The sequence below is a fragment of the Streptomyces sp. NRRL S-920 genome, assembly GCF_000717945.1.
GTDB lineage: Bacteria > Actinomycetota > Actinomycetes > Streptomycetales > Streptomycetaceae > Streptomyces > Streptomyces alboniger.
Genome location: NZ_JODF01000082.1, coordinates 22,190 through 48,165, shown reverse-complemented (window position 1 = coordinate 48,165; position 25,976 = coordinate 22,190). Strand labels below are relative to the sequence as shown.

23 protein-coding genes are annotated in these 25,976 nt (G+C 71.9%); 16 read left to right on the top strand and 7 right to left on the bottom strand.

The genetic code is table 11. The features are described from left to right. Positions 1 to 2,058, top strand: a 2,058-nt coding sequence (locus tag IG54_RS0134215; RefSeq protein ID WP_051820329.1) for an ATP-binding protein, incomplete at its 5' end; no start/stop codon positions are given. Between the two features lie 83 nt (positions 2,059 to 2,141). Beyond that, a complete protein-coding gene (locus IG54_RS0134210) occupies positions 2,142 to 2,729 on the top strand; it encodes a hypothetical protein (protein WP_030793965.1) in 588 nt (195 codons plus the stop codon). 229 nt (positions 2,730 to 2,958) lie between these two features. On the opposite strand, the gene IG54_RS0134205 is transcribed toward IG54_RS0134210, so the two are convergent. The 3 genes from IG54_RS0134205 to IG54_RS0134195 form a co-directional block, all read right to left on the bottom strand. Further along, entirely contained in the window at positions 2,959 to 3,741 is a 783-nt protein-coding gene (locus IG54_RS0134205; RefSeq protein WP_051820327.1) for a dienelactone hydrolase family protein, read from the bottom strand. Positions 3,742 to 3,824: 83 nt separating this feature from the next. Beyond that, positions 3,825 to 5,192: an APC family permease gene (locus tag IG54_RS0134200; RefSeq protein ID WP_030793959.1), complete on the bottom strand. Its 1,368-nt coding sequence runs from the start codon at positions 5,190 to 5,192 to the stop codon at positions 3,825 to 3,827. Between the two features lie 104 nt (positions 5,193 to 5,296). Continuing rightward, positions 5,297 to 6,697: a diaminopimelate decarboxylase gene (locus IG54_RS0134195; protein ID WP_030793956.1), complete on the bottom strand. Its 1,401-nt coding sequence runs from the start codon at positions 6,695 to 6,697 to the stop codon at positions 5,297 to 5,299. Positions 6,698 to 6,832: 135 nt separating this feature from the next. Here IG54_RS0134195 and hutU point away from each other — a divergent pair, with 135 nt between their 5' ends. The 5 genes from hutU to IG54_RS0134170 all read left to right on the top strand — a co-directional run bounded on the left by hutU (position 6,833) and on the right by IG54_RS0134170 (position 12,744). After that, on the top strand, positions 6,833 to 8,491 hold the full coding sequence (gene hutU, locus IG54_RS0134190) for a urocanate hydratase (protein WP_030793953.1): 1,659 nt from the start codon (positions 6,833 to 6,835) through the stop codon (positions 8,489 to 8,491). Between the two features lie 65 nt (positions 8,492 to 8,556). Further along, positions 8,557 to 9,759, top strand: coding sequence for an allantoate amidohydrolase (locus tag IG54_RS0134185; RefSeq protein ID WP_078594847.1), 1,203 nt, complete (start codon positions 8,557 to 8,559; stop codon positions 9,757 to 9,759). Beyond that, positions 9,756 to 11,120 carry a formimidoylglutamate deiminase gene (locus tag IG54_RS0134180; RefSeq protein WP_030793947.1) on the top strand — a complete coding sequence of 455 codons (1,365 nt, stop codon included), beginning with the start codon at positions 9,756 to 9,758 and terminating at the stop codon, positions 11,118 to 11,120. The genes IG54_RS0134185 and IG54_RS0134180 overlap by 4 nt, the downstream gene beginning before the upstream one ends. Positions 11,121 to 11,241: 121 nt before the next feature. Further along, positions 11,242 to 12,426, top strand: coding sequence for an imidazolonepropionase (hutI, locus tag IG54_RS0134175; RefSeq protein WP_030793936.1), 1,185 nt, complete (start codon positions 11,242 to 11,244; stop codon positions 12,424 to 12,426). 93 nt (positions 12,427 to 12,519) lie between these two features. Then, complete coding sequence (locus IG54_RS0134170; protein WP_158708981.1) at positions 12,520 to 12,744, top strand: hypothetical protein; 225 nt, start codon at positions 12,520 to 12,522, stop codon at positions 12,742 to 12,744. 93 nt (positions 12,745 to 12,837) lie between these two features. Here IG54_RS0134170 and IG54_RS0134165 read toward each other — a convergent pair whose 3' ends face one another. Further along, complete coding sequence (locus IG54_RS0134165) at positions 12,838 to 13,803, bottom strand: RNA polymerase sigma factor SigF (protein ID WP_078594845.1); 966 nt, start codon at positions 13,801 to 13,803, stop codon at positions 12,838 to 12,840. 239 nt (positions 13,804 to 14,042) lie between these two features. Here IG54_RS0134165 and IG54_RS0134160 point away from each other — a divergent pair, with 239 nt between their 5' ends. The 5 genes from IG54_RS0134160 (at position 14,043) to IG54_RS0134140 (ending at position 18,135) form a co-directional block, all read left to right on the top strand. Then, the gene (locus IG54_RS0134160; RefSeq protein WP_030793930.1) at positions 14,043 to 14,414 is read left to right on the top strand and encodes an STAS domain-containing protein; all 372 of its coding nucleotides are present in this window, start codon (positions 14,043 to 14,045) and stop codon (positions 14,412 to 14,414) included. Positions 14,415 to 14,664: 250 nt separating this feature from the next. Then, complete coding sequence (locus tag IG54_RS0134155; protein ID WP_030793928.1) at positions 14,665 to 15,174, top strand: ATP-binding protein; 510 nt, start codon at positions 14,665 to 14,667, stop codon at positions 15,172 to 15,174. Positions 15,175 to 15,400: 226 nt separating this feature from the next. Next, positions 15,401 to 16,159: an LPXTG cell wall anchor domain-containing protein gene (locus tag IG54_RS0134150; protein WP_030793925.1), complete on the top strand. Its 759-nt coding sequence runs from the start codon at positions 15,401 to 15,403 to the stop codon at positions 16,157 to 16,159. Between the two features lie 48 nt (positions 16,160 to 16,207). Further along, positions 16,208 to 17,164, top strand: coding sequence for a hypothetical protein (locus tag IG54_RS0134145; RefSeq protein WP_158708980.1), 957 nt, complete (start codon positions 16,208 to 16,210; stop codon positions 17,162 to 17,164). Continuing rightward, complete coding sequence (locus IG54_RS0134140; RefSeq protein WP_030793919.1) at positions 17,161 to 18,135, top strand: hypothetical protein; 975 nt, start codon at positions 17,161 to 17,163, stop codon at positions 18,133 to 18,135. The genes IG54_RS0134145 and IG54_RS0134140 overlap by 4 nt, the downstream gene beginning before the upstream one ends. Positions 18,136 to 18,431: 296 nt before the next feature. On the opposite strand, the gene IG54_RS0134135 is transcribed toward IG54_RS0134140, so the two are convergent. Both IG54_RS0134135 and IG54_RS0134130 read right to left on the bottom strand, forming a co-directional pair. Further along, the gene (locus IG54_RS0134135) at positions 18,432 to 19,271 is read right to left on the bottom strand and encodes an alpha/beta hydrolase family protein (protein WP_030793918.1); all 840 of its coding nucleotides are present in this window, start codon (positions 19,269 to 19,271) and stop codon (positions 18,432 to 18,434) included. 113 nt (positions 19,272 to 19,384) lie between these two features. Further along, the gene (locus IG54_RS0134130) at positions 19,385 to 20,872 is read right to left on the bottom strand and encodes a peptide MFS transporter (RefSeq protein ID WP_030793917.1); all 1,488 of its coding nucleotides are present in this window, start codon (positions 20,870 to 20,872) and stop codon (positions 19,385 to 19,387) included. Between the two features lie 471 nt (positions 20,873 to 21,343). Between IG54_RS0134130 and IG54_RS0134125 the strand changes: the two genes are divergently transcribed. Together IG54_RS0134125 and IG54_RS0134120 are read left to right on the top strand one after the other, a co-directional pair. Beyond that, positions 21,344 to 21,997: a response regulator transcription factor gene (locus IG54_RS0134125; RefSeq protein ID WP_051820321.1), complete on the top strand. Its 654-nt coding sequence runs from the start codon at positions 21,344 to 21,346 to the stop codon at positions 21,995 to 21,997. Positions 21,998 to 22,222: 225 nt separating this feature from the next. Further along, a complete protein-coding gene (locus IG54_RS0134120) occupies positions 22,223 to 23,494 on the top strand; it encodes an ATP-binding protein (protein ID WP_030793915.1) in 1,272 nt (423 codons plus the stop codon). A 27-nt stretch (positions 23,495 to 23,521) separates the two neighbouring features. Here the strand turns inward: IG54_RS0134120 and IG54_RS0134115 are convergent, their stop codons facing one another. Beyond that, on the bottom strand, positions 23,522 to 24,079 hold the full coding sequence (locus IG54_RS0134115; RefSeq protein WP_030793912.1) for a GtrA family protein: 558 nt from the start codon (positions 24,077 to 24,079) through the stop codon (positions 23,522 to 23,524). Between the two features lie 245 nt (positions 24,080 to 24,324). Here IG54_RS0134115 and IG54_RS0134110 point away from each other — a divergent pair, with 245 nt between their 5' ends. Both IG54_RS0134110 and purE read left to right on the top strand, forming a co-directional pair. Further along, positions 24,325 to 25,443, top strand: a complete 1,119-nt coding sequence (locus IG54_RS0134110; RefSeq protein ID WP_106977160.1) for a 5-(carboxyamino)imidazole ribonucleotide synthase — start codon at positions 24,325 to 24,327, stop codon at positions 25,441 to 25,443. Next, positions 25,440 to 25,973 carry a 5-(carboxyamino)imidazole ribonucleotide mutase gene (gene purE, locus IG54_RS0134105; protein WP_030793907.1) on the top strand — a complete coding sequence of 178 codons (534 nt, stop codon included), beginning with the start codon at positions 25,440 to 25,442 and terminating at the stop codon, positions 25,971 to 25,973. Before IG54_RS0134110 ends, purE begins: the two co-directional genes overlap by 4 nt. Positions 25,974 to 25,976 lie beyond the last annotated feature (3 nt).

The following is a 25,976-nucleotide window of genomic DNA, read 5'->3' as shown; positions in this document are numbered from 1 at the left end:
CCCGAAAGCTCCCCGCCCACACCCCCCACCCGCCCCCGCCGCAACGAACTCCCCGGTGACACCGCCTGCCTCATCGGGCGGGAGCGGGAACTCGATCTGCTCACCGCGCCCGCCGCCCCCGGCTCCGTCTCCGTGGCCGCCGTCGACGGCACCGCGGGCGTCGGCAAGACCGCGTTGCTGGTCCGTGCCGCCTGGATGCTGCACGACCAGTACCCGGACGGCTGCCTCTTCGTGGACCTGCACACGCACGGCGCGCCCCACGAGAGCCTGCGCCCGCAGCGCGCGCTGCACCGGCTGCTCCGTGCCGTCAACGGCGTCGGCGACGAACTCCCCGATGAGCTGCACGACTTGGTGGCTGCCTGGCGCGCGGCCACCAGTTCCCTGCGGCTGCTGCTGGTCGTGGACGACGCCCTCAGCGCGGAACAAGTACGCCCCTTGCTGCCCGCCGGCCCGGGCAGCCGGGTCCTTGTGGCCGGGCGCCAGCGCCTGCCCGGTCTCGACGCCGACCGGCGGCTCACCGTGGAGCCGCTGGACACGGGCGAGGCGGTCACCCTGCTCGCGCGCCTCCTCGGCGAGCCGCGCGCCGAGCAGGAACCGGAGGCCGCGCGGGAACTCGCCCGCCGGTGCGGCGGCCTCCCGCTGGCGCTGCGTATCGCCGGGGCCCGGTTGCAGAACCGCCCGTCCTGGACGCTGGCCCACCTGGTCGGCCGGATGTCGGACGGCGACCGCCGCCTGGGCGAGCTGCGGGCCGAGGACCGCAGCGTGGAAGCCGCCTTCCGGATGTCCTACGACCTGCTCGCTCCCGAACTCCGGCGCGGCTTCAGGGCGTTGGGGCAGTCGCCGACCGCCGAGTTCGACGGGCTCACCCCCGCCGTGATGCTGGGCCGCTCGTTCCAGGACGCCGAGGATCTCCTGGAACGCCTGGTCGACGCGAGCCTGTTGCAGCAGCCCCGGCCCAGCCGCTACCGGCTGCACGATCTCGTACGCGACCACACGCGCCGCCTCGCCGCCGCCGTGCCCGGGGAGGCCGCCGCGGACCGCGCCGCCGTACTGCACCTCTACACGGCCGCCGGTCGCATCGCCAGCGACTGGGGCCCCGAGGGCTTCCCGACCGGCCCCGACGTCTCCCGCTCCCCCTTCTCGGACTGGCGGGAGGCCGACGCGTGGCTGGAGGCCGCGGGCGCCCAACTGCTCGACGTGGTCGCCTTCGCGGCGGCCGCCGGGCAGCACGACCACGCCTGCTGGGTCGCCGAGTCCCTGGTCGACCCGCTGGTCCGCCAGGGCCGCTACCACGAGTGCCGCTCCGCCCTGGAACTCGCGCTGCCCGGCGCCGACCTGGCCGACGACCGGCGGATGCCGTCCTCCCTGCGCAACTGCCTGGCCATCGCGGACATCTACCAGGGACGCTTCAAGCAGGCGCACGCCTGGTGCACCGACGCGCTGCGCCTCGCCCGCCACCGGGGCGATCTGCGTGAACAGGCCCGGGCGATCGCCGTCATGGGCGCCGCGGAGCGCGCGCTGGGCCGCTTCCCGGCAGCGGTCGCCCATCTGAGCGAGGTCATCGGCATGGCGGCCCGGCTCGACGACGACTGGCTGGCCGGGATGTCGACCTGCAACCTCGGCGCCCTCCGCGACCAGCAGGGCCGGCACGAGGAGGCCCTCACGTACTACGCCACCTCCCTCACCTTCGCCGAGAAGATCGGCCGCCCCAGAATGATCAGCAAGACCCTGTGCTTCACCGCCGAGGCCCACCTGGCACTCGGCCGGCACACCGAGGTCAAGGACCTGGCCCGGCGGGCGGTGGAACTGGCCCAGGAGGTCGGCGACCTGCAACTGCGCGCGACGAGCCTGTCCCTGCTCGGCGCCGCGGAACACGGTCACGGGGACCTGCCGCTCGCCATCACCCTCCAACAGGAGGCCCTTGCCACGCTCACCGAGCACACCAGCAGGCCCCTGGAGATGGAGGTGCGGCGCCGCCTCGGACGTACGTACGCGGCAGCGGGCGACGCGGCCGAGGCCGAGCGGCAGTTCCGCCTCGCGCGCTCACTGGAGGCCTGACGATTCTCACCCTCTCCTCAGATTCCGGCGCTAACCTCCTGCGCCGAAGCAGCACGGCAGGAGGCACGGGAGCGGGAGGCGACGTGGGACGCGGTGGACATGGGCTGGCGAGGGTGCCGGTGGTGGTGCGGGCCGGGGCCGCGCCCCTGTGGTGGCTGGGGGTGGCGGCCGCCGGTGTCGGTGCGTTGCCGGACGGGTTCACGGGCCGCCGTATCGGCGCGCTCGCAGGGGCCGCGCTGTTCCTCGTGACCGCTGCCGTCGTCGCGTACGCCCGCAGGAAGCGCTACCTCGCTCTGGCCCGCGAGGCGACCCGCGCCGGTAAGTACGACGTGCTCCAGAGCCGCTCCGTGGCCGTACGCAACTGGCGCCGGGGCCACCGCTGGTGGCTCGCCGCGGCCTTCCTTGCCGCCCTCACCAGCGGCTTCGCCGTCCCCGTGGCGGGCGGGGCGGTCCTGGCGGGTGCGGGCGCGGGCCTATGGGCGAAGGCGGCCTGGCTCGGCCGCCGCGAGGAGGACGGCGACGTACTGCTGTGGGTACGCGTCGACTGGCTGAACCGCGGCGCGGGCGCCCCCGCGGGCAGGACGGCCAAGGCGTACCGCACGACGGGCCCGGCAGCGGGCGACGCGGCCCCGGGCGGCGCCCGCCGCCGCACGACTCCCGCCCCGGCGTGACCACCGGGCCCGCGCCTCGCTCCTGAACGGCGGTTGCCGAGCGGATCAGCCCGTGGCGGGCGGGCATTCGGTGGCCAGGTGGGCACAGTCGTGCCCGGTGGCCCCCGGCACCCAGTCCGTGGCGGTCGGCTACCCGGCGAGCTGGCCGACCCCGCCGCGCCGCCTCCGCGGCCGCGCGACCGCCGGGCCCGCCCCCCGCTCCTGAAGCGCCGCTGCCTCGCGGACACCGTCACGTCACCGGTACGCACTCCGCGAGCAGGCCGACGATGTCCTGCCAGGCTCGTTGCGCGTGCAGGGGGTGGGGGCCGATGCCGGGGAGGACCGTTTGTTCGTGGTCGATTCGCGGGTGGTGGAACGCGTGCAGGGCGCCGCCGTAGACCACGAGGCGCCAGTCCACGCCCGCGGCCTGCATCTCGGCGGCGAACGCCTCCCGTTGCGCGGGCGGCATGATCGGGTCCTCCGAGCCGACCCCGGCCCACACCGGGCAGCGAATGCGCGCCGCCTCGCCCGGCCGGCCCGTGAGGAGCGCGTTGACCGTCCCGATGGCGCGCAGGTCGACGCCGGCCCGCCCGAGTTCCAGCACGATCGCGCCCCCGGTGCCGTAGCCGATGCCGGCGATCCTGTCGGGGTCGGTACGCGGTTCCGCGAGCAGCACGTCGAGCGCCGCGTGGCCGATGCCCCGCATCCGGTCGGGGTCGGCGAGCAGCGGCGTCGTGTGCGCCAGCATCTCCTGGGGGTCGGTGAACCAGCGCCCGCCGTTGATGTCGAAGGCCAGTGCCACGTAACCCAGTTCGGCGAGGGCGTCGGCCCGGCGGCGCTGGAAGTCGTTCAGGCCCGGGCCCTCCGGCCCGATCAGGACCGCGGGCCTGCGGTCGGTACCGGCCGGGAGCGCGAGGTGCCCGACCATCGTCAGGCCGTCGGCCGGGTACTCGACCGTGCGCGTCGTGATCGTCGTGTTCGTCTCGAGGTCTGCGGTCGTCTTCGTTGTCGTCCCGTGCGTCGTATGCGTCATGTGAACGGACCGTAGTGATCGCCGACTTCGGGCGCGCCGGTATTAGCCCTCAGCAGAGCGGAACGAGCAGAGCGGAGCGCAGCTCACTCCTCTTCCCGGCCCCTCATCACCGCCCTGTTGACCACCCACAGCACGACCCCGATCGCGATCAGAACACCCGCACGGATGTAGACCTCCGCCGAGCGGTCCGCCAGCGGGCTCGCGAGGATCAGGGCCGTGATCGCGCCGAGGACCGGCAAGGCGGTGGGGGTACGGAAGTGCGCGTGGCCGACGCGGTCCTTGCGCAGGACGAGCACCGCCACGTTGACCACCGCGAACACGCACAGCAGCAGGAACGCCGTCGTATCGCCGAGCCCCTCGATCTCGCCCGTCGAGACCAGGCCGATCGCCAGCACGGAGACGAAGACGATGCCGACGACCGGGGTGCGGCGCTTGGAGAGTACGCGGCCCATGGCCCGCGGCAGGATGCGTTCGTTGGCCATGCCGTAGCAGAGGCGGGAGGCCATCATGATGTTGATCAGCGCCGAGTTGGTGACCGCGAACAGGGCGATCAGCGCGAAGAGTTTGTGCGGGAAGTCGACGCCGCCCGCCTTCACGACCTCCAGCAGGGGGCCGCTCGAACCGGCCAGCGTGTCGGAGTCGACCAGGAGCGAGGAGACCAGCGCCACCAGGACGTAGATCGTGCCCGTCACCGCGACCCCGATGAAGATCGCGCGGGGGAAGGTGCGCACCGGGTCCTTGGTCTCCTCGGCCATGTTCACCGAGTCCTCGAAGCCGACGAAGGCGAAGAAGCCGAGCGCGGTCGCGCCGAGCACCCCGGTCATCAGGGCGTACGCGGTGCCGCCCCCGGCCTCGAACTCGGTCAGGCGCGAGGGCGAGCCGTCCCCGGACAGTACGGCGTACGCGCCGATGCCCAGGATGATCGCGAGGCCGGTCAGTTCGACGAGGGTCAGGACCACGTTGGTCTTCACGGACTCGGAGACGCCCCGCATGTTCAGCGCCGCCAGCAGCACGATGAACGTGATCGCGATCAGCGTCGGCGGCAGCGCGTCGCCCGTCAGCTCGGCGAGGTAGTCACCGCTGAAGGCGCGGGCCGCGGCGCTCGCGGACGAGAGCCCCGAGCACATCACCATGAAGGCGATGATGAAGGTGAGGAACGGCGTCTTGAACGCCTTCTGGGTGTAGAGCGCGGCCCCGGCGGCCTTCGGGTACTTCCCGACCAGTTCGACGTACGAGGCCGCGGTCAGGATCGCCACGACGAACCCGATCGCGAACGGCAGCCAGAGCGCGCCGCCGACCTTTCCCGCGACCTTGCCGGTGGTGGCGTAGATGCCCGTGCCGAGGATGTCGCCGATCACGAAGAGGATCAGCAGCTTGGGGCCGATGGCCCGGTGCAGCGCGGGTTCCTCCGCCGGCTGTGGTGCGGCGGTGGGCGTGCCGGATGTCGTCACAGGTGCCTCCCCCGAGAACGTGGCCTGGGAAAAAGGGTCTGCCCGTGAGCCACGTCACTATGCGCGAGTTGAGCAACCTCAGAGCCTGGGGGCGGCACAGGCCGCTACAGATACCGCAGCGCGTCCCGCTCGGCGCCCCCGCCCGCCTCCGCCACGATCTCGTCGACCGTCTGCGGCTCCCGCGCGGCGGCGAACCGCACCTCGTCGGCGTGTGTCGTGAAGCCGTAGATGCCGGGCCTGGCGAGGCTGTTGTACGAGTAGTGGGCCGTGAAGTAGTAGGCGCCCGTGTCCAACGCGGCCACATAGTCGCCCTGTTCGAGCAGCGGCAGCGGACGGTTCTCGGCGAGCAGGTCGCCCGCGAAGCAGGCCGGGCCCGCGATGTCCTGGCCGACGGCGGGCCCGCTCCTGGGCCGCCCCTTCGCGTCGTACGCGGCGATCCGCAGCGGCCACGACAGCGGCGCGTACACCGTCCGCGTCGCCACCTGGACGCCCGCGTGCGTCACCGCGACGGGCCTGCCGCCCGCCTTCTTCGCGTACTCGACGCGGGCGAGGACCGTGCCGTGCTTGGCGAGCAGCGAGCGGCCGAACTCGGTCACCAGGCCGTACCGCCCGTCGAGCAGCCCCGGCACCCGCGCCTTCAGACGCCGCGCGTACTGCGCGTGGGTCGGATTCTCCTCGTCCGAGCCGAAGTTGACGGGCAGGCCGCCGCCGATGTCGATGGTGTCGATCTGGCGCCGCCCGGCGCGTTCGTTGATCTCCTCGGCCAGTTCGTACGTCGCTCCGACGCCGCGCACCATCATCTCCAGCGGCATGCCCTGCGAACCGGAGTGCGCGTGCAGGCGGGTCAGCCACGGCCGGTCGAGGCAGGCCCGGATCACCCACTGCCTGGCGCCCTCGTCGCGCAGCGGGATGCCGAACTTGGAGGTGGGCGTCGCCGTCGAGAGGGCGCCGATCGCGCCGCCGCCGATCTGCGGGTTCACGCGCAGCCCGACGGGGGAGCCGGTCGGCGCCGACTCGACCAGGGAGTCGATGCGGGCCAGCTCCTGCGGGTTGTCGGCGTTGACGGCGATGCCGAGCGCGAGGGCCTGGCGCAGTTCGGCGGGTGTCTTGGCGGGGGAGTCGAGGACCGTGTCGGCGGGCGCGACACCGGCGGCCCGCGCCAGTGCCAGCTCGCCGGGGCTCGCCACCTCGGCGCCGATGCCCGCGGAGCGCAGCAGCCGCAGGACCGGGACGAGCGGGGTGGCCTTCACGGCGAAGGCGTGCAGGACGGGGGTGCCGGGCGGGGTGACCGTCTCGAAGGCGTCCCGCAGGGCCGCGGCGCTCGCGCGGATGCCGGCGATGTCGAGGAGGCCCGCGAGGGGGGCGGCGGGACCGACGACGCCCTGTTCGACGGCGGCCCGCACGGCCCGGTCACGGCGGGCGGCGGGGGCGGCCGCGCCCCTGGGGAGTACCTGCGTCCGCTGATCGTCCGGGTCCGTCCGCTGGTCGTCCTCGTCGTGGGCCATGTGATCCAGCCAATCACCCGGGCCGGGCCCCCGCTGGCGTACTCGCGCATTCGTTCGCTATTGACTAGCTCTATTCATAACTCCAGGATGTGAATAACAGACGTACGACGCACGGCTTCGAGGAGGCACCGCCCCATGTCCGGACCCCGCCCCGTACGGGCACCGCGCGGCACGGAACTCAGCGCCCTCGGATGGCAGCAGGAAGCCGCCCTCCGGATGCTCCAGAACAACCTGGACCCCGAGGTCGCCGAGCACCCCGACAAGCTCGTCGTCTACGGCGGCACGGGCAAGGCGGCCCGCGACTGGCGCTCCTTCGACGCCATGGTGCGCACGCTGAAGACCCTGAAGCAGGACGAGACGATGCTCGTCCAGTCCGGCCGCCCCGTCGGCGTGATGCAGACGCACGAGTGGGCGCCGCGCGTCCTGATCGCCAACTCCAACCTCGTCGGCGACTGGGCGAACTGGGAGGAGTTCCGCCGCCTGGAGCAGCTGGGCCTGACCATGTACGGCCAGATGACGGCCGGTTCGTGGATCTACATCGGTACGCAGGGCATCCTCCAGGGCACGTACGAGACGTTCGCCGCCGTCGCCGCCAAGAAGTTCGGCGGCACGCTCGCCGGGACGATCACCCTCACGGCGGGACTCGGCGGCATGGGCGGCGCCCAGCCGCTCGCCGTGACGATGAACGACGGCGTCGCGATCTGCGTCGACTGCGACCCGCGCGCGATCGAGCGCCGCATCGAGCACAAGTACCTCGACGTGAGGGCCGACTCCCTGGAGCACGCGCTCCAGCTCGCGGTCGAGGCCCGCGACACCCGTCGCCCCCTCTCCATCGGCCTCCTCGGCAACGCCGCGGACCTGCTGCCGCGCATGCTCGCCGAGTCCGCCCCCATCGACATCGTCACGGACCAGACGTCCGCCCACGATCCGCTCGCGTACCTGCCGACCGGTGTCGACTTCGACGAGATGCAGTCGTACGCGACGAAGGACCCGGCGGGCTTCACGACCCGCGCGCGCGAGTCGATGGCCAAGCACGTCGAGGCCATGGTCGGCTTCATGGACGCGGGCGCCGAGGTCTTCGACTACGGCAACTCCATCCGCGGCGAGGCCCAGCTCGCGGGCTACGACCGCGCCTTCGCCTTCCCCGGCTTCGTCCCCGCCTACATCCGCCCGCTCTTCTGCGAGGGCAAGGGCCCCTTCCGCTGGGCGGCCCTGTCCGGCGAGGCCTCCGACATCCACAAGACGGACAAGGCGATCCTCGACCTCTTCCCGGAGAACGAATCGCTCCACCGCTGGATCAAGATGGCCGGGGAGCGCGTCCACTTCCAGGGCCTGCCCGCCCGCATCTGCTGGCTCGGCTACGGCGAGCGGGACAAGGCGGGCGAGCGCTTCAACGACATGGTCGCGTCCGGCGAACTCCAGGCCCCCCTCGCGATCGGCCGCGACCACCTCGACTGCGGTTCCGTCGCCTCCCCGTACCGCGAGACGGAGTCCATGCTCGACGGCTCCGACGCGATCGCCGACTGGCCGCTCCTGAACGCGATGGTGAACGTGGCCTCGGGCGCCAGCTGGGTCTCCCTGCACCACGGCGGCGGCGTCGGCATGGGCCGCTCCATCCACGCGGGACAGGTCTCGGTGGCCGACGGCACGAAGCTCGCCGGAGAGAAGATCCGGCGCGTTCTCACCAACGACCCAGGGATGGGCGTCATCCGGCATGTGGACGCCGGGTACGACATCGCGGAGCGCGTGGCGGACGAGCGGGGCGTGCGGGTTCCCATGCGGGAGGGGGAGTGAGTAATTCAGCCCCTCCGACGATTGAGGAGCGGGGTCCGGGGCGGAGCCCCGTGTCCTTCCAGGAAATGTGGCGGGAGCTGAGTTCCATCGGCCGCGACGCCGGCTCGGGCGGCTACCGCCGCCACGCCTGGACGCCCGCCGACGCCGACTGCCGCGCCTGGTTCAAGGCCCAGGCGGAGACCAGAGGCCTCACCTACGAACTGGACCGCAACGGCAACCAGTGGGCCTGGCTGGGCGACCCGGCCCGGGGGAACGCCGTCGTCACCGGCTCACACCTGGACTCCGTGCCCGACGGCGGCGCCTTCGACGGCCCCCTCGGCGTCGTCTCCTCCTTCGCCGCCCTGGACGAACTCCGCGCCCGGAACGCGCAGTTCACCAGGCCCCTCGCCATCGTCAACTTCGGCGACGAGGAGGGCGCCCGCTTCGGCCTGGCCTGCGTGGGATCGAGGCTCACCGCCGGGCAGCTCACCATCGAGGCCGCGCACAAGCTCCGCGACGGCGACGGCGTCACGCTCCCGCAGGCGATGGAGGCGGCGGGCTACGACCCGTACAGCATCGGCCCCGACCCCGAACGCCTCGCGCGCATCGGCGCGTTCGTCGAGCTGCACGTGGAGCAGGGCCGCGCCCTGGACCTGTCGGGCGACCCCGTCGGCATCGCGTCCGCCATCTGGCCGCACGGCCGCTGGCGCTTCGACTTCCGGGGCGAGGCCAACCACGCGGGCACGACCCGCCTGGCGGACCGCAGGGACCCGATGCTCACGTACGCGGAGACGGTCCTCGCCGCCCGCCGCGAAGCCGAACTGGCGGGCGCGGTCGCCACGTTCGGCAAGATCTCCGTCGAGCCGAACGGCGTCAACGCCATCCCGTCCCTCGTGCGCGGCTGGCTCGACTCCCGCGCCGCCGACCAGTCGACCCTCGACACGGTCGTCACCGGCGTCGAGAAGGCCGCCCGCGAGTACGCGGAGCGGCACGGCGTCGACCTCGACGTCGTACGCGAGTCCTTCACGCCCGTCGTCGAGTTCGGGCACGCGCTGCGCGACGAGCTGAGCACGATCCTGCGCGGGGACTCCGACAGGCCGGTCCCCGTCCTCGGCACGGGCGCGGGACACGACGCCGGAATCCTGTCCGGCTCGGTCCCGACCGCCATGCTGTTCGTACGCAACCCCACGGGCGTCTCGCACTCCCCGGCCGAGTACGCCGCCGAGGACGACTGCCTGGCCGGGGTGACCGCACTCGCCGACGTACTGGAAGGGCTGGCGTGCACGTGACGACGGACGCGAAGGCGCAGACGTACTGGCTGGAACACGCCTGGCTCGGCACGCACGTCGAGCCCGGCGTGGCGGTGGAGGTGACGGGTGACCGGATCACGGCCGTGCGCACCGGCACCGAAACACCCCCGCCCGGCGCGACGGCCTTGCGCGGCCTGACGGTCCCCGGCCTCGCCAACGCCCACTCGCACGCCTTCCACCGTGCCCTGCGCGGCACCGTCCAGGTCGGCTCGGGCACGTTCTGGACGTGGCGGGAGGTCATGTACGGCGTCGCGGACCGCCTGACCCCCGAGACGTACCACGCGCTGGCCCGCGCGGTGTACGCCGAGATGGCGCTGGCGGGCATCACGACGGTGGGCGAGTTCCACTACCTCCACCACGGGCCCGGCGGCACCCCGTACGCCGATCCCAACGCGATGGGCGAGGCACTGATCCAGGCCGCGTCGGACGCGGGCGTGCGCATCACGCTCCTGGACACGGCGTACGTGGCCTCGGGCCTGCTCTCCGAGACGCGGGGCGAGCCGCCGAACCGCCACCAGCTCCGCTTCTCCGACGGCACGGCACAGGCGTGGGCGGAACGGGCCTCGTCCCTCAAGGAGCGGCCCCACGCCCGCGTCGGCGCGGCCGTCCACTCCGTACGGGCGGTCCCCGCCGCGCAGCTGGGCGTGGTGGCCCAGTGGGCGTCCGAACGCCGGGCCCCCCTCCACGTACACCTCTCCGAACAGACGGCGGAGAACGACGCGTGCCAGGCGGTACACGGCTGTACGCCCACGCAGTTGCTCCACGACCGGGGCGTGCTCGGCGCGCGCACGACCGGCGTCCACAACACGCACCTCACGGAGGAGGACATCGGCCTGCTCGGCCGCACCACCGCGGGCACGTGCATGTGCCCGACGACGGAACGGGACCTGGCGGACGGCATCGGCCCCGCCGTCGCACTCCAGCGGGCGGGCAGCCCCCTCTCCCTGGGCAGCGACAGCCACGCGGTGATCGACATCCTCGAGGAGGCGCGGGCGATGGAACTGAACGAACGCCTGCGCTCGCACACACGCGGCCACTGGACGGCGGCGGCACTGCTGCGCGCGGCCACGGCGGACGGCCACGCGGCACTGGGCTGGCCGGACGCGGGCACGATCGAGACCGGCGCGCTCGCCGACCTCACCACGATCACCCTGGACTCGGTCCGCACGGCGGGCCCCGTCCCCCGCCTGGGCGCGGAGACGGCGGTGTTCGCGGCGACGGCGGCGGACGTCCGCCATGTCGTGGCCGGGGGCCGGGTGGTCGTACGGGACGGGGCGCACGCGCTGGTCCCCGACGTGCCATCGGCTCTCACGGAGGCCATCGCGGTGCTACGGGACTGAGCCGTCCCCGAGCCGGTCCTCTGCCCGGGGCTCCGCCCCGGACCCCGCTCCTCAAACTCCCCCAGACTCCGTCCGGGGGGACCCCCAGGGGCTGAATTTCCCCCCCACTCCCGGAGACGCCATGACCACCACCCTCATCACCAACCTCGCGAGTCTCGTCACCAACGACCCGGCGCAGGGCGACGGAACGCCCCTCGGCCTCCTGACGAACGCGGCCGTGGTCCTGGAGGGCGAGCACATCGCCTGGGTGGGCCCGGCGGCGAAGGCCCCGGCGGCGGACGAGACGCACGACGCGCAAGGCCGCGCCGCCATCCCCGGCTTCGTGGACTCCCACTCCCACCTGGTCTTCGCGGGCGACCGCACCCAGGAGTTCAACGCCCGTATGTCGGGCCGCGCGTACTCCGCGGGAGGAATCCGCACCACGGTCGCGGCGACCCGCGCGGCGACGGACGAGGACCTGGAGGCGAACCTCACCCGCTACCTCCGCGAGGCCCTCCGCCAGGGCACGACGACCTTCGAGACGAAGTCGGGCTACGGCCTGACGACGGAGGACGAGGCCCGCGCGCTGCGGATCGCGGCGCGGCACACGGACGAGGTCACCTTCCTGGGCGCCCACATCGTCTCCCCGGACTTCGCGGAGGACCCGGCGGCGTACGTGGACCTGGTCACGGGCCCCATGCTGGACGCCTGCGCCCCGCACGCCCGCTGGATCGACGTCTTCTGCGAGAAGGGGGCGTTCGACGGCGACCAGGCCCGCGCGATCCTGACGGCGGGCAAGGCGAAGGGCCTGCACCCCCGCATCCACGCGAACCAGCTCTCGTACGGCCCCGGAGTCCAGCTGGCGGTGGAACTGGACGCGGCGAGCGCCGACCACTGCACGCACCTGACGGACGCGGACGTGGACGCCCTGGCCCAGGGCAACACGGTGGCGACGCTCCTGCCGGGCGCGGAGTTCTCCACCCGGGCCCAGTGGCCGGACGCCCGCCGCCTCCTGGACGCGGGCGCGACGGTCGCCCTCTCCACGGACTGCAACCCGGGCTCGTCCTTCACGTCCTCGGTCCCCTTCTGCATCGCCCTGGCGGTACGGGACATGGGCATGACCCCCGACGAGGCGATCTGGTCGGCGACGGCGGGCGGTGCGAAGGCTCTGCGCCGCGAGGACATCGGCGTACTGCGCGAGGGCGCCCGAGCGGACCTGGCCCTCCTCGACGCCCCGAGCCATGTCCACCTGGCGTACCGGCCGGGGGTGCCGCTGGTCGCCGAGGTGTGGCAGCGGGGCAGCCGTCGAGTTACAGCGGATGGGTGATTTCCCGCTGGCTGCCTCTCTCGTTGAGCGGTCGCCGGAGCGTTCCGCCTCGGCACGCGAAGACGCGAGAAGACGCGAGAAGTGGAGAGATCTGTGCGTCGAATGAGCATGGCCATCGCCCTGGCCGTGGCCGCCGGCGGGCTCGGCCTGTCGGCGGCGACCGCCCAGGCCGCCCCCGCCGCCCCCGTTCAGGGGCCCCCTTTCCCCTACGCGGACTGCCTCAAGGCGACAAAGGCCAAGGGTGAGAGCCCGCGCTATGGCCGGTGGCACTGTAACCAGTTGGTCAAGAAGGGCTGGGTCAAGCCGCCGAACCGCTGAGCACCCTGCGGGCGGAGAACGGCTGTGGGGCCCGCCCCCGTCAAGAGGCGGGCCCCACAGGGCCGTTCGAGCGCGCGGCGGCGCCGCGCCGGGTCACTCCTCGACCGTCAGTCCCTTACGGAGCTTGACGAGAGTGCGCGACAGAAGTCGCGAGACGTGCATCTGCGAGATGCCCAGCTCCTCGCCGATCTCCGACTGCGTCATGTTGGCGACGAAGCGGAGGGAGAGGATCTTGCGGTCGCGCTGCGGCAGTTCGGCGATCAGCGGCTTGAGGGACTCGACGTACTCGATGCCTTCGAGCCCGTGGTCCTCGTAACCGATGCGGTCCGCGAGCGCGCCTTCGGAGTCGTCCTCCTCGGGCTGGGCGTCCAGCGAGCTGGCCGTGTAGGCGTTGGACGCGGCCATGCCCTCGACGACCTCGTCGTTCGAGATGCCCAGGCGCTCGGCGAGTTCACCCACCGTGGGGGCGCGGTCGAACTTCTGGGCCAGCTCGTCGCCCGCCTTGGCGAGGTCGAGGCGAAGCTCCTGAAGGCGGCGGGGTACGCGCACCGACCAGCTCGTGTCGCGGAAGAAGCGCTTGATCTCACCGACGATCGTCGGCATCGCGAACGTGGGGAACTCGACGCCGCGGCTCAGCTCGAAGCGGTCGATCGCCTTGATGAGGCCGATCGTGCCGACCTGGATGATGTCCTCCATCGGCTCGCTGCGGGAGCGGAACCGGGAGGCCGCGAACTTCACCAGGGCGAGGTTCAGCTCGACCAGGGTGTTGCGGACGTACGCGTACTCGTGCGTGCCTTCCTCGAGCGATTCGAGGCGGCCGAAGAGAGTCTTGGAAAGGGCCCGCGCGTCCAGTGCCCCCACCTCGGCGTACGGCGGGATCTCGGGAAGGTCGTCGAGCCCTTCCAGGGCGTCGAGGCCTTCGGATGCCTTGAGGGCGTTCGGGGCGGGCCGGGGCTCGTGGGACGGGCCCGGGATCGTGGCGGAGCGGTGCGGCGGGAGTGTCGACGTCGCCTGGTCAGTATGCGATTCGTCGAGCCGGGGTGACATGGTGTCCTCCATCGTTCTCGGCATATGGCTGCCGATGCCAATACGTGCACTGCGGTGTGCGGCGCCTCCAAAGCCGTCCGTGTCGATTGGTGTCTCTTCTACCCCTACCCGCTTCCGCGCACCGCTTGCAAGTGCGTTGTGCGGGTAAATGTCCGATTTCGGGGGGATGTTCGGGTACCCCGAAGCGTTCAGAGGGCGTAATGTTCGGAGGCGTCATCAACAAGTCACGACGGTCGGAAGAGAGTGACGGCATGGACCGCGGCACGGTCGGCAGTGCGCACAGGGGCCGACTCCTGGTCGAAGTGCGGAAGGCGGACTCGAGTGCCGTCGTGACTCCGGCGGGTGAGCTGGATCACCACACCGCCGATCTCCTGCGCGAACCGCTGGAAAGCTGTCTCGCGGACGGCTACGCACGGCTCGTCGTCGATTGCTCGCGTCTTGAGTTCTGTGATTCCACGGGGCTCAACGTGCTGCTCGGGGCCCGGCTCAAGGCCGAGGCCGCGGGTGGCGGAGTCCATCTGGCCGGGATGCTGCCGGTGGTGGCCCGGGTGTTCGAGATCACCGGTGCGGAGGCCGTCTTCACTGTTCACGAGACCCTCGAAGCTGCCCTGCTGGCGGACTGAGCCCATGACGGTGCAACGCGAGAGTTACGCGTCAGTTGTCTCTGTGTGATCAAGGCGTTACCAGCGTCACACGGGTCGGGCCGAACAAGTGGGTGTTCTCACGCTTCGTCCGGGCAGGAGAGACCTGGATCCGTCCTCTGTCAGAACGGCAAGTAGCCGATGTCCCCTACTCGTCCCGAGTCCTCCACTTGTCCAGAGTCCTCTGCGCGTCCAGAGTGCTCAGTCCTCTTGTCGGTGAGGTGAAGCGCTGATGAGCACCACCCGGCCTTGTTCGCCGGGCGACCGTGGTCCGGAGTCCGAGGCCGCCGTCGCGGACGCTCCCGCGGGCCGGGGCTCCGGGGAGTCCGCGGCTCGCCAGGTCCGCAGGCTGAGCCTGAACGGCGCGAGCGGCATCGTCCCCCTCGCCCGGGACTACACGCGCGAAGCGCTGCACGCGTGGGGCTGGCTGCCCGCGGAGGGCGCCGACCGGCGGGCCGCCGCCGAGGACGTCCTGCTCGTCGTCTCCGAACTCGTCACGAACGCCTGCCTGCACGCCGAGGGCCCGGACGAGCTGTGGCTCTCCTGCGACGGCAAGGTGCTGCGCATCGAGGTCTCCGACAAGGGGGCGGGACAGCCCGCGCCACGGACCCCGCACCGCGCCGGGCGCCCGGGCGGGCACGGCATGTTCATCGTCCAGCGGCTCTGCCTCGACTGGGGCGTCGTCCGCCACCCCGATGCCACGGGCAAGACGGTCTGGGCGGAACTGGGCGCGCCCGCCTAGCTCCGCGCCCGCCTAGCTCCGCGGCCGTTACCTGTGGCGGGCCGTTACCCGCGGCTTGCGCCCACGGCTCACGCACGCGCCGGATCATCGCGATCCGGCGCGTCTTTTGTCTTCCCTCGGCAAGGCCCCGGGCGTACCTTGAGCGCCCAATCTGATGTGCCGTCAGTAATCCAGCGTTACTCCGCACCGCGGCACGCCACGACGACCGGCATGAGGGGATCACGAGGTGTCGTACAAGAAATCGGCCGCACTCGCGCTTGCCACCGCCCTGGCCGGCGGCTCAGCGGTGCTGATGGCCGCCCCTGCCGCGCAGGCCACCGTCCAGGACGTCGACTACAAGTGCAAGACGCCGATCGGGGACAAGAGCGCCGTGTCGCCGATCGACATCAAGAGCGTCAGGAGCGGCGGCGGCTACAAGCTGACGATGTCCTTCCAGAAGGGCGTCTCCTCCAGCCCCGTGGAACTCGGCAAGGGCGCGATGAAGCCAAGTGCGGTGATCAAGCTGGGCGGCGCCGAGAGCGGCACCGTGCCGGTCTCCGGGGCGTCGAACTCGGAGGCGATTCCCGCCAACACCCCCATCAAGATCAGTGATCTGTCGGGGACGTACACACCCAGGAAGAGCGGCAAGGTCACCTTCACCGCCGGGGTCCTCACGATCAAGGCGCTCGGTACGACCACCACGTGTACGCCGTCCAACAACCCGAAGCCGTCCCTGGAGCTGGACGTCAAGGGCTCGGGCGGAACGGGCGGTTCGGGCAGTACGGGCGGTTCGGGTGGTTCCGGTGATTCGGGTGGCTCCGACGCCGGGTCCGGCGGTACGTCCGGCGGTTCCGACACGGCCGCGTCCGGTGGCGCCGAACTCCCGCAGACCGGGCCCGCCGACTCCGCGATCGCGCTCGGCACCCTCGGCGGCACCGTGCTGCTCGCGGGCGCGGCGGGCGCGCTCTGGCTGACCCGCAGGAACCAGGCGGCGCGCTCGCGGTAGCCCGCGATGCCGATGTCGCCGATGTCGCCGATGCCGTCGAGGTGGTCGTTGAGGTCGTCCTCCGCGCGCGCCGCCGTGCTGTGTGCCGCCGTCCTCGGCTTGTTGGCGGTCGCGAGTCCCGCGTACGCGGACGGCGCCGGTTCCCCGGCCTGGTCCGTCGCGCCCTCCGCCGGGGAGGGGACGCGCCCCGCGAAGGACGGGCGGCCCTCCTTCTATGCCGAGGGCGCCCCGGGCGCGGTGCTCCACGACACGGTGGCGGTCACCAATCCGGCGCCGAGGCCCCGCACGGTGTCGCTGCGGGGCGCGGACGCGGGCGGCGGTGGCTCCGGGGGGTGGATCCGGTTCGCGGAACGGCGGGTGGAGGTGCCGCCGCGCACCCGCGCCGAGGTGCCGTTCACCGTGACGGTCCCGCCGGGCGCGGTGCCGGGCGACCACCCCGGGACGATCGTCGCGAGCGCCGGCGGACGTACGGAGAGGGTGCGGCTGCACCTACGGGTCGAGGGGCCGACGCTCGCCGCGCTCACCATCGAGCACGTCAAGGTCAGCGAGGCCGACAAGGGTGGCAGGCGCATTACGTACGAGCTGGTCAACCGCGGTAACACGGTGCTGGCTCCGAAGCTCGCGGTGCACGCCGAGGGCGTCTTCGGCACGCTCGTCGACCGCCCGGCCCGCACGCTGCCGGTCGAACTGCTGCCCGGCCGCCGTGTCTCCCTGACCGAGCCCTGGCCGGACGCGCCCGCTCTGGACGCGGCGTCCGTGCGATTGACGGTGACGGCACCGGGCGGCGCCCGCGACAGCGCCACGGCGTCGGCCCGTTTCGTGCCGTGGGGTGCGGTGGCGGGCGGGGGAGCGGGGCTGCTCGTCGTGGCGGGCGGGGCCTTTCATCTCGTACGCGGACGCAGACGTGACCCCGAGGTGCCGGAACCGGCCGGTGGGCAGGGGCAGGAGCCGTACACGGGGCGGGAGTTGGCGGAGGCGGGTCGGGGGAGGGGAGAGAAGCGGTGAACGGCAAGCGGATCCTCCTTTTCGTCTTCCTCCTCCTCCTTCTGCTGCCGCAGGTGCCCGCGTCGGCTGCGGACAAGCCGACCGTACGACTCTCCAAGTCGCAGGCGGGCCAAGGGGGTTCTGTCACCGTCACGGGTACCGGGTGGCGGCCGAACGCCCTGCTCATGATGTTGATCTGCGGCCAGTCCGCGCCCGGCAGGGGCGTCGTCGGCGGCACCAACTCCTGCGCCAACTCCGAGGGCCGTGCGGTCACTACGGACGAGGACGGCGCCTTCCGCAAGAAGCTTCCGGTCGCCGAGCCGCCCAAGCCCTGCCCCTGCGTCGTCCATGTCGCCACGGTGAAGGGGGAGAAGGCGCGGGCCGACGCGGAGTTCAAGGTCGCGGGCCACGCCGTGGAGCCCCTGCCCTCGCGGGCCGAGGACGGCAGTCTTTCGATCCTCACTGACACCGGCCTCGAAGGCTCCAGCGGCGTCTTGACCTGGTTCGGGTCCCCGCCGCGGCGCACGCTGGCCTTCACCGTCGGCAATGTCGGCTCGGAGCCGGTCAAGGACCCGGTCTTCCAGGTCGGCACCTCCCATGGCGTGTTCGCGCCGCAGTGGGAGGAGCAGCAGTGGCGGGGCACCATCGCGCCCGGCGAGAAGGCGCGGGTCAAGCTGCCGGTGGAGCTGGCGGCGGGGGCGCACGGCGACTATCTGGTCTCGCTGAAGTCCGGCGGGAAGGTGCTGGCCGAGCAGCCGTGGGAGGTGGGCCGGCCCTGGGGAGTCACCGTCTTCTGGCTCCTGCTCTGCCTCGTGGTGCCCGCCGCTGTCTTCCGCGCCGGCATGGCCGTGATCGACCGTCTCCGCCCGAGGCGCCGGCGCGGGCGCCATAGAGGCGGCCGGCCGGCCCCACGCGCCGAGCCGACGACGGCCCTGCCGTGGTTCACCCCCGACGCGGACCCCGGGGGGCCCGCCGCGGGGAGGCGCCCCTAGGAGGCGCCCCGTCAGGGGCGCGGGGAACTGCGCGCTCAGTTGGCGGCGGCCCGCGGTCGCGTCGGTGGCCGTCGGAGGGTTCGGCGGGCGCGGTTTGTGTTGCGTTGCTCGCGGCGTTCCTCGCGCCCCTAGCGGGGTGTGGGTTGTGGCCCCGTAGGGGGCGCGGGGAACTGCGCGATCGGCTGGTGGCGGGCCGCGGTCGCGTCTGTGGCCGTCGGGGGGCTCGGTGGGTGCGGGTTGTTTTGGGTTGCTCGCGGCGTTCCCCGCGCCCCTAGCGGGGCGCTGTCGCGAGGGCGTTATGAGTGTGCCCGCAGCCAGGCGAGGGTCGTCCGTTCCGTGTTCGGGGTGTTGAGGAGAGGTCCGCCGTGGGCCGCGCCCCGGACCGTGCGGGTGCTGACGTCGGTCAGGCCCGCCCGGCGCTGCGCCGACGCCAGCTCGGCCGAGTGCGCCGGCGCCACGAAGTCACCCACGGAGTGGATCAGCAGAAGCGGGGAGTCCTTCGCGCCGGAGGCGTGCGACGCGGCCGCCAGATCGTCCCACCGCGCCCAGCAGCGCAGCCCGCCGAGGTCCGGCGAGCACCCCGCGAGCCGCTCGGCGGCCCCGCGCAGGGACCGCCGCTCGGTGGACGCGCCGGGCGCCCCGCCGTCCGCCCACGCACGGTACGGCGAGGCCACGGGGGACAGCGCCACGACCGCCCGCGCCCGCGAGCGCCCCGCCCCGTAGGTCCCGGCCTGCACGGCCAGGTGCCCGCCCGCCGACGAGCCGAGTACGAGCGGCCGCTCGCCGCCCTCCCGGTGCCGGACCCACCGCAGCGCGGCCAGCACGTCGTCGCGCTGCGCGGGCCAGGCCGCGTCGGAGGTCAGCCGGTAATCGGTGTCGTACACGGTGAAGCCACGGGCCGCGAACCACCGCGCCCGGCCGCTCCAGTCGGTGTCCCTGGCCCACGAACCGCCGTGCAGGATCACCAGAGCGGGCCGGTGCGCGGACCGGGGCCCGTACACGGTGATGTTCTGGCGCGCGTGGGCGCCGTACGAGAAGACCTGCCCGTCCGGCGGCCGGGGCGCGGCCTCGACGGTGGCGGCGCTGGACGACATGAGCGCCCCGCAGAGGGCGAGGGAGAGCAAGGTGCGGCGCATGGGCTGATGGTTCACCCGCGGGGCGCCCGGCACCCGCATAAACACGCAGGGCCACCGCACCGGGTGGTGCGGCGGCCCTGCGTTCGGTTAGGGCGATGCCCAACCGGGGTGCGTCAGTGGACGTCGCCCATGAGCTGCTTGACGTTCTTGCGGTACATGAAGACCGCGAAGCCGGCCAGGACCGCGAGCGCGGCCTCCACGGCCACGACGCCGGTCTTGTTCAGGTCGACGCCGTACGTGGAGAGCAGACCCGCCACCGCGTCACCCGCGGTCACCGCGAGGAACCAGACGCCCATCATCTGGGAGCCGTACTTCGCCGGGGCCATCTTGGTCGTGACCGACAGGCCGACCGGGGAGATGCACAGCTCGCCGACGGTCTGGCAGAAGTAGATCAGGACGAGCCACCAGGGGCTGACCTTGCCGTCGCCGGCCATCGTCAGCGGCAGCAGGAAGACGAAGAAGGAGATACCGGTCAGGGCCAGGCCCGCGCCGAACTTGACGACGGTGTTCGGCTCCTTGTTCTTGCGGTTCAGGTAGAGCCACAGCCAGGCGGCGACCGGGGCCAGCGCCATGACGAGGACCGGGTTGACCGACTGGAACCAGGAGACCGGGAACTCCCAGCCGAAGACGCTGGTGTCCGCGTGCTTCTCCGCGAAGAGGGCCACGGTCGACGCGCCCTGGTCGTAGATCATCCAGAAGACGGCGGCGGCGACGAAGAACCAGATGTAGCCGGAGACCTTGGACTGCTCGGTGGCCGTCAGCTCCTTGTCCCGCTTGATGCGGGCGAGCACGATGATCGGCACGGCCAGACCGATGAGCAGCAGCGGCACGGTCGCCCAGGTCAGCGTGTACGTGCCGGTGCCCACGACGATCGCGTAGAAGACCACGGCGACGAGCAGCCACAGCATGGACTTCTTCAGCGTGGAGGCACGCTCCGCGGCGCTCAGCGGCTTCGGGACGAAGCTGGACTTCTCCGCGAGGTGGCGGCTGCCGACCAGGAACTGGATCAGACCGAACGCCATGCCGAGCGCGGCGAGCGCGAAGCCGAGGTGCCAGTCGACCTTCTGGCCGACGGTGCCGATGGTCAGCGGGGCGACGAAGGCGCCGATGTTGATGCCGATGTAGAACAGCGTGAAGCCGCCGTCACGGCGCGGGTCGGCGGGGCCGTTGTAGAGGTGGCCGACCATCGTCGAGATGTTGGCCTTCAGCAGGCCGGACCCGATGGCGACGAACAGCAGACCGAGATAGAAGGTCGCGTCCGCGGGCAGCGCCAGGATCAGGTGGCCGAGCACGATCACGCAGGCCGCGATGGCCGTCGTCTTGCGCGGGCCCCAGACCCGGTCGCCGAACCAGCCGCCCGGCAGGGCGAGCAGGTACACCGTCGACATGTAGACGGAGTAGATGGCGATCGCCGTGCCCGCGTCCAGGTTCAGCCCGCCGGGGGCCACCAGGTAGAGCGGGAGAAGGGCGCGCATGCCGTAGTAGGAGAACCGCTCCCACATCTCGGTCATGAACAGTGTGGCCAGTCCGCGGGGGTGGCCGAAGAAGGTCTTCTCGGAGCCAGGGGTACTGGCGGAGTCCTTCGTCAGGCTGGACGCCATGGGTCGATCCTCGTGGGTTCGGGACGCGCGGCAGGAGCGTGAGCGCGCCCGGTGGGGGGCGGTCGGCACCGGTCCCGCCCGCCCCTGCCCCACGCCCGGGGGAGGTCCACCCCCGGTGAGGGGGAGAGGGAAGGCGAACTCCGGGATCCACACCCTGGGCGCATCCTCGCGCGCAGGGCCCGACCACAGGTCATTCGATTCAAGGCTGGCCGAAGCCGGCCTGCACATAAAAGAGACCTAAGGCGCGCACAGCGGGCCAAAGGTCCTTGAATAGTGCATCAGGCGTTGGGTCACCATACGACACGGCAGGGATGCATATGGAAGGACTTGAGAGATGGATCACAGGTTTCCATGCAACCAACGACGCATAAACAAAGGTGTTTATGAAGATCGAATCCCATAGCCGAAGGTCTCGCCCCCCACTGTGCGAGCACCGCACGACTGTTGTCCACTGCGGACTACCATCACTCCATGACCCGTGTACTGCTCGCCGAGGACGACGCGTCCATCTCGGAGCCGCTGGCCCGCGCCCTGCGCAGGGAGGGTTACGAGGTCGAAGTGCGTGAGGACGGCCCGACCGCTCTCGACGCCGGACTCCAGGGCGGTGTCGATCTGGTCGTACTCGACCTGGGGCTCCCCGGCATGGACGGCCTGGAGGTCGCCCGCCGGCTGCGCGCCGACGGGCTCACGGTGCCGATCCTCATCCTGACCGCGCGGGCCGACGAGGTGGACACGGTCGTCGGCCTGGACGCGGGCGCGGACGACTACGTGACCAAGCCCTTCCGCCTCGCCGAACTGCTCGCCCGGGTCCGGGCCCTGCTGCGGCGCGGCGCCACCGAGCACAAGGAGGCGCCGTCCACGCACGGCGTGCGGATCGACGTCGAGTCGCACCGCGCCTGGATGGGCGACGACGAACTCCAGCTCACCGCGAAGGAGTTCGACCTTCTACGGGTCCTCGTGCGCGACGCGGGCCGGGTCGTCACGCGCGACCAGCTGATGCGGGAGGTCTGGGACACGACGTGGTGGTCGTCCACCAAGACGCTGGACATGCACATCTCCTGGCTGCCCCGTAAGGGGCGCGGGGAACTGCGCGATCAGCCACGACGGGGCCGCACCCGCCGTTGAACCGCCGTGGGCAGACGCGTCTGCGGGTCGTGGCCGGCTGGCCGCGCTGTTCTGAGCGGCGTGAGGGGCGCCCCGTAAGGGGCGCGGGGAACTGCGCGATCAGCCACGACGGGGCCGCACCCGCCGTTGAACCGCCGTGGGCAGACGCGTCTGCGGGTAGTTCTTTGGTTGCGCGCGCCGTTCCCCGCGCCCCTTCGGGGCGCTTTCATCCGCGACACTGAGTAGATGCGCCGCCGCCTGATCAACAGCACCCTCGCCGTCGTCCTCGTAGTGATCGCCGTCTTCGGGGTGAGCCTCGTCATCGTAGAGACGAGGACCATCAGCAGCAGCGCCCAGGAACGCGTCGACTCCGAGGCCATGCGCCTCGCCAGCATCGTCGACAGCCGCCTGATCAGCCAGGAGCACATCAGCGGCGCCATCCTGCGCGACCAGGTCGCCACCGCGCGCTACGCCCGTATCGACATCCCCGGCCGCGCGCCCATCGAGATCGGCAAGCGCCCCACCGGCGACGTGATCAGCGCCACCAGCCCCGGCGAGCAGGGCGAGCGGGTCACCGTCCAGGAGCCGCGCGCCGCCGTCACCAGGGAAGTCGGGCGGACCCTGCTGATCATCGCCGCCGTGGCCCTGCTCGCCATCGTCGCCGCGGTGCTCCTCGCGGTGCGCCAGGCCAACCGCCTCGCCTCGCCCCTCACCGACCTCGCCGAGACCGCGGAACGCCTCGGCTCCGGCGACTCCCGGCCCCGCCACAAGCGCTACGGCGTACCGGAGCTGGACCGCGTCGCCGACGTCCTGGACGCCTCCGCCGACCGCATCGGCCGCATGCTGACCGCCGAGCGGCGCCTGGCCGCCGACGCCTCCCACCAGCTGCGCACCCCGCTGACCGCCCTGTCCATGCGACTGGAGGAGATCACCGTCACCGACGACCTGGACACGGTGAAGGAGGAGGCGACCATCGCGCTGGCGCAGGTGGAGCGGCTCACCGATGTCGTGGAGCGGCTGCTCACCAACTCGCGCGACCCGCGCACCGGATCCGCCGTCGCCTTCGACCTGGACGAGGTCATCAAGCAGCAGCTGGAGGAGTGGCGCCCCGCCTACCGCAGCGCGGGCCGCGCCATCGTCAGCTCCGGCAAGCGGCACCTGGAGGCGGTGGGCACGCCGGGCGCGGTGGCGCAGGTCCTCGCGGCGCTGATCGAGAACTCGCTGATGCACGGTGGCGGCACGGTCGCGCTGCGTACCCGCGTCACCGGCAACCAGGCGGTCATCGAGGTCACGGACGAGGGCCCCGGCGTTCCGCCCGACCTCGGGGCGCGCATCTTCGAGCGGACCATCAGCGGCCGCAACTCGACGGGTATCGGCCTCGCGGTCGCCCGGGACCTGGCCGAGGCCGACGGCGGGCGCCTGGAGATGCTCCAGACGAAGCCGCCGATCTTCGGCCTCTTCCTGTCCCGCACCCCGCTCTCGAAGAACGAGACGGCCGCGGAGAAAACGGTCCGATGAGCCGGCGAGCCCGTAAGCCCGTAAGCGTCAGCTCGCGCGGCGCACCGCGGGCCGGCGCTCGTCCGACTCACCCAGTGACTCATCGAGCGACTCGTCGAGCGAGGGCTTCGCCAGGAACGATTCCGCAGGGGCCACGCCCACGCCCTCACCCGCGGGCAGCGCCTTGAACACCCAGGTGCGGTACGACCAGAAGCGGAAGAGCGTGGCGATGCCCATGCCGAGGAACTTGAAGAAGTTGGCCTGGAGCCTGCCGTCCCAGCCGAACCAGTACGTCGCCGCGTAGAGCACGCCGTTCTCGATCACCAGGCCGACCGCGCTGAACAGCAGGAACAGGGTGAGTTCCCGGGTGCGCCTGGTCTTGTCACGGTCCTTGTACGTGAAGTAGCGGAACCCCACGTAGTTGAAGACGATCGCGACCAGCGTGGCGATCACGCTCGCGCGCACGACGTGCAGATCCGTGAAGTGGCGTACGAGGTTGAAGACGCCGAAGTTCACCAGCGTCCCGACCGCTCCGACGGCCCCGAACTTGGCGACCTCGCGCGCGAGCCGATCCAGACGCGCCCGCAGCGCACCCCGTTCCGTCATGGTGGTCGCCCCAGCCCCCGTCGATTCGCACCGGCCGCGCGGCCGGTCGTGTACGTGCCGACGGATTGGTGTTTCGGTCGTGTCGACCCAGCCATGCTAACCAGCGGTCCGTTCGGGCGCTCGCGGGCGTCCGGACACCGCGGCGCCGCAGTGACGGAAGGGGAACGGGGGCGACGGGATCCGGCCGTGCCCGGGTGGCCGGGAGCGGCCGATACCCTGGAGGCGTGACGTTCCCGGTAGTCGGCATGGTCGGCGGCGGTCAGCTCGCCCGCATGACCCACGAGGCGGGTATCCCCCTCGGCCTGAAATTCAAGCTCCTCAGTGACACCCCGCAGGATTCCGCGGCGCAGGTCGTCGGCGATGTCGTCATCGGCGACTACCGCGACCTGGACACGCTGCGTGACTTCGCGCGGGGCTGCGATGTGATCACCTTCGATCACGAACACGTACCCACCGAGCACCTCAGGGCCCTGGAGGCGGACGGCATCCCCGTCCGTCCGGGGCCCGACGCGTTGGTGCACGCCCAGGACAAGGGCGTGATGCGCGAGAAGCTCACGGCGATCGGCGTGCCGTGCCCGCGCCACCGGATCGTGAGGGACCCGGCCGACGTGGCCGCCTTCGCGGCCGAGGGCGACGGGTTTCCGGTCATTCTGAAGACGGTGCGTGGCGGCTATGACGGGAAGGGGGTGTGGTTCGTACGTTCCGTCGAGGACGCCGAGGATCCCTTCCGGGCCGGTGTCCCGGTGCTCGCCGAGGAGAAGGTCGACTTCGTACGCGAACTGGCGGCGAACGTCGTCCGCTCGCCGCACGGCCAGGCCGTCGCCTACCCCGTCGTCGAATCCCAGCAGGTCGACGGCGTGTGCGACACGGTGATCGCCCCGGCGCCCGGCCTGGACGAGGCCCTCGCGGGCGAGGCGCAGGAGCTGGCGCTGCGCGTCGCCAAGGAGCTGGGCGTGGTCGGCCACCTCGCCGTCGAACTCTTCGAGACGCCCGACGGCCGCATCCTCGTCAACGAACTGGCGATGCGCCCGCACAACTCGGGCCACTGGACGCAGGACGGCGCGATCACCTCGCAGTTCGCCAATCACGTGCGGGCCGTGCTCGACCTGCCGCTCGGCGACCCCCGCCCGCGCGCCAAGTGGACCGTGATGGCCAACGTGCTGGGCGGTGACTACCCCGACATGTACGCCGCGTATCTGCACTGCATGGCGCGTGACCCGCAGCTCAAGATCCATATGTACGGCAAGGACGTGAAGCCGGGCCGCAAGGTCGGGCACGTCAACACCTACGGCGACGACCTGGACGAGGTCCTCGACCGCGCCCGCCACGCAGCCGGCTACCTCAGAGGAACGATCACCGAATGACCTCCCCCGTTATTGGCATCGTCATGGGCTCCGACTCGGACTGGCCCGTCATGGAGGCCGCCGCGAAGGCCCTCGACGAGTTCGAGATCCCCTACGAGGTCGACGTCGTCTCCGCGCACCGCATGCCGCACGAGATGATCGCGTACGGCGAGCAGGCGGCGGACCGCGGCCTGAAGGCGATCATCGCGGGCGCGGGCGGCGCGGCCCACCTGCCGGGCATGCTGGCCTCGGTGACCCCGCTGCCGGTGATCGGTGTCCCCGTACCGCTGAAGTACCTGGACGGCATGGACTCCCTGCTGTCCATCGTGCAGATGCCCGCGGGCGTCCCGGTGGCGACCGTCTCGGTCGGCGGCGCGCGCAACGCGGGTCTGCTGGCGGCGCGGATCCTGGCCTCGCACGACGCCGAACTCCTGTCCCGTATGCGGGAGTTCCAGCAGGATCTGAACGACCAGGCGACGGAGAAGGGCAAGCGGCTGCGCACCAAGGTCGAGGGAGCGGGTTCCGGATTCGGCTTCGGTTCGGGAAAGTGATCG

Excerpts from the sequence above, each read along its gene's own strand:
- IG54_RS0134205 (WP_051820327.1), bottom strand. The coding sequence starts at position 3,741 with ATGACGCATACGACGCACGGGACGACAACGAAGACGACCGCAGACCTC.
- IG54_RS0134195 (WP_030793956.1), bottom strand. The coding sequence starts at position 6,697 with ATGGCCCACGACGAGGACGACCAGCGGACGGACCCGGACGATCAGCGG.
- hutU (WP_030793953.1), top strand. The coding sequence starts at position 6,833 with ATGTCCGGACCCCGCCCCGTACGGGCACCGCGCGGCACGGAACTCAGC.
- IG54_RS0134185 (WP_078594847.1), top strand. The coding sequence starts at position 8,557 with ATGTGGCGGGAGCTGAGTTCCATCGGCCGCGACGCCGGCTCGGGCGGC.
- hutI (WP_030793936.1), top strand. The coding sequence starts at position 11,242 with ATGACCACCACCCTCATCACCAACCTCGCGAGTCTCGTCACCAACGAC.
- IG54_RS0134165 (WP_078594845.1), bottom strand. The coding sequence starts at position 13,803 with ATGGAGGACACCATGTCACCCCGGCTCGACGAATCGCATACTGACCAG.
- IG54_RS0134160 (WP_030793930.1), top strand. The coding sequence starts at position 14,043 with ATGGACCGCGGCACGGTCGGCAGTGCGCACAGGGGCCGACTCCTGGTC.
- IG54_RS0134155 (WP_030793928.1), top strand. The coding sequence starts at position 14,665 with ATGAGCACCACCCGGCCTTGTTCGCCGGGCGACCGTGGTCCGGAGTCC.
- IG54_RS0134135 (WP_030793918.1), bottom strand. The coding sequence starts at position 19,271 with ATGCGCCGCACCTTGCTCTCCCTCGCCCTCTGCGGGGCGCTCATGTCG.
- IG54_RS0134130 (WP_030793917.1), bottom strand. The coding sequence starts at position 20,872 with ATGGCGTCCAGCCTGACGAAGGACTCCGCCAGTACCCCTGGCTCCGAG.
- IG54_RS0134125 (WP_051820321.1), top strand. The coding sequence starts at position 21,344 with ATGACCCGTGTACTGCTCGCCGAGGACGACGCGTCCATCTCGGAGCCG.
- IG54_RS0134120 (WP_030793915.1), top strand. The coding sequence starts at position 22,223 with ATGCGCCGCCGCCTGATCAACAGCACCCTCGCCGTCGTCCTCGTAGTG.
- IG54_RS0134115 (WP_030793912.1), bottom strand. The coding sequence starts at position 24,079 with ATGACGGAACGGGGTGCGCTGCGGGCGCGTCTGGATCGGCTCGCGCGC.
- IG54_RS0134110 (WP_106977160.1), top strand. The coding sequence starts at position 24,325 with ATGGTCGGCGGCGGTCAGCTCGCCCGCATGACCCACGAGGCGGGTATC.
- purE (WP_030793907.1), top strand. The coding sequence starts at position 25,440 with ATGACCTCCCCCGTTATTGGCATCGTCATGGGCTCCGACTCGGACTGG.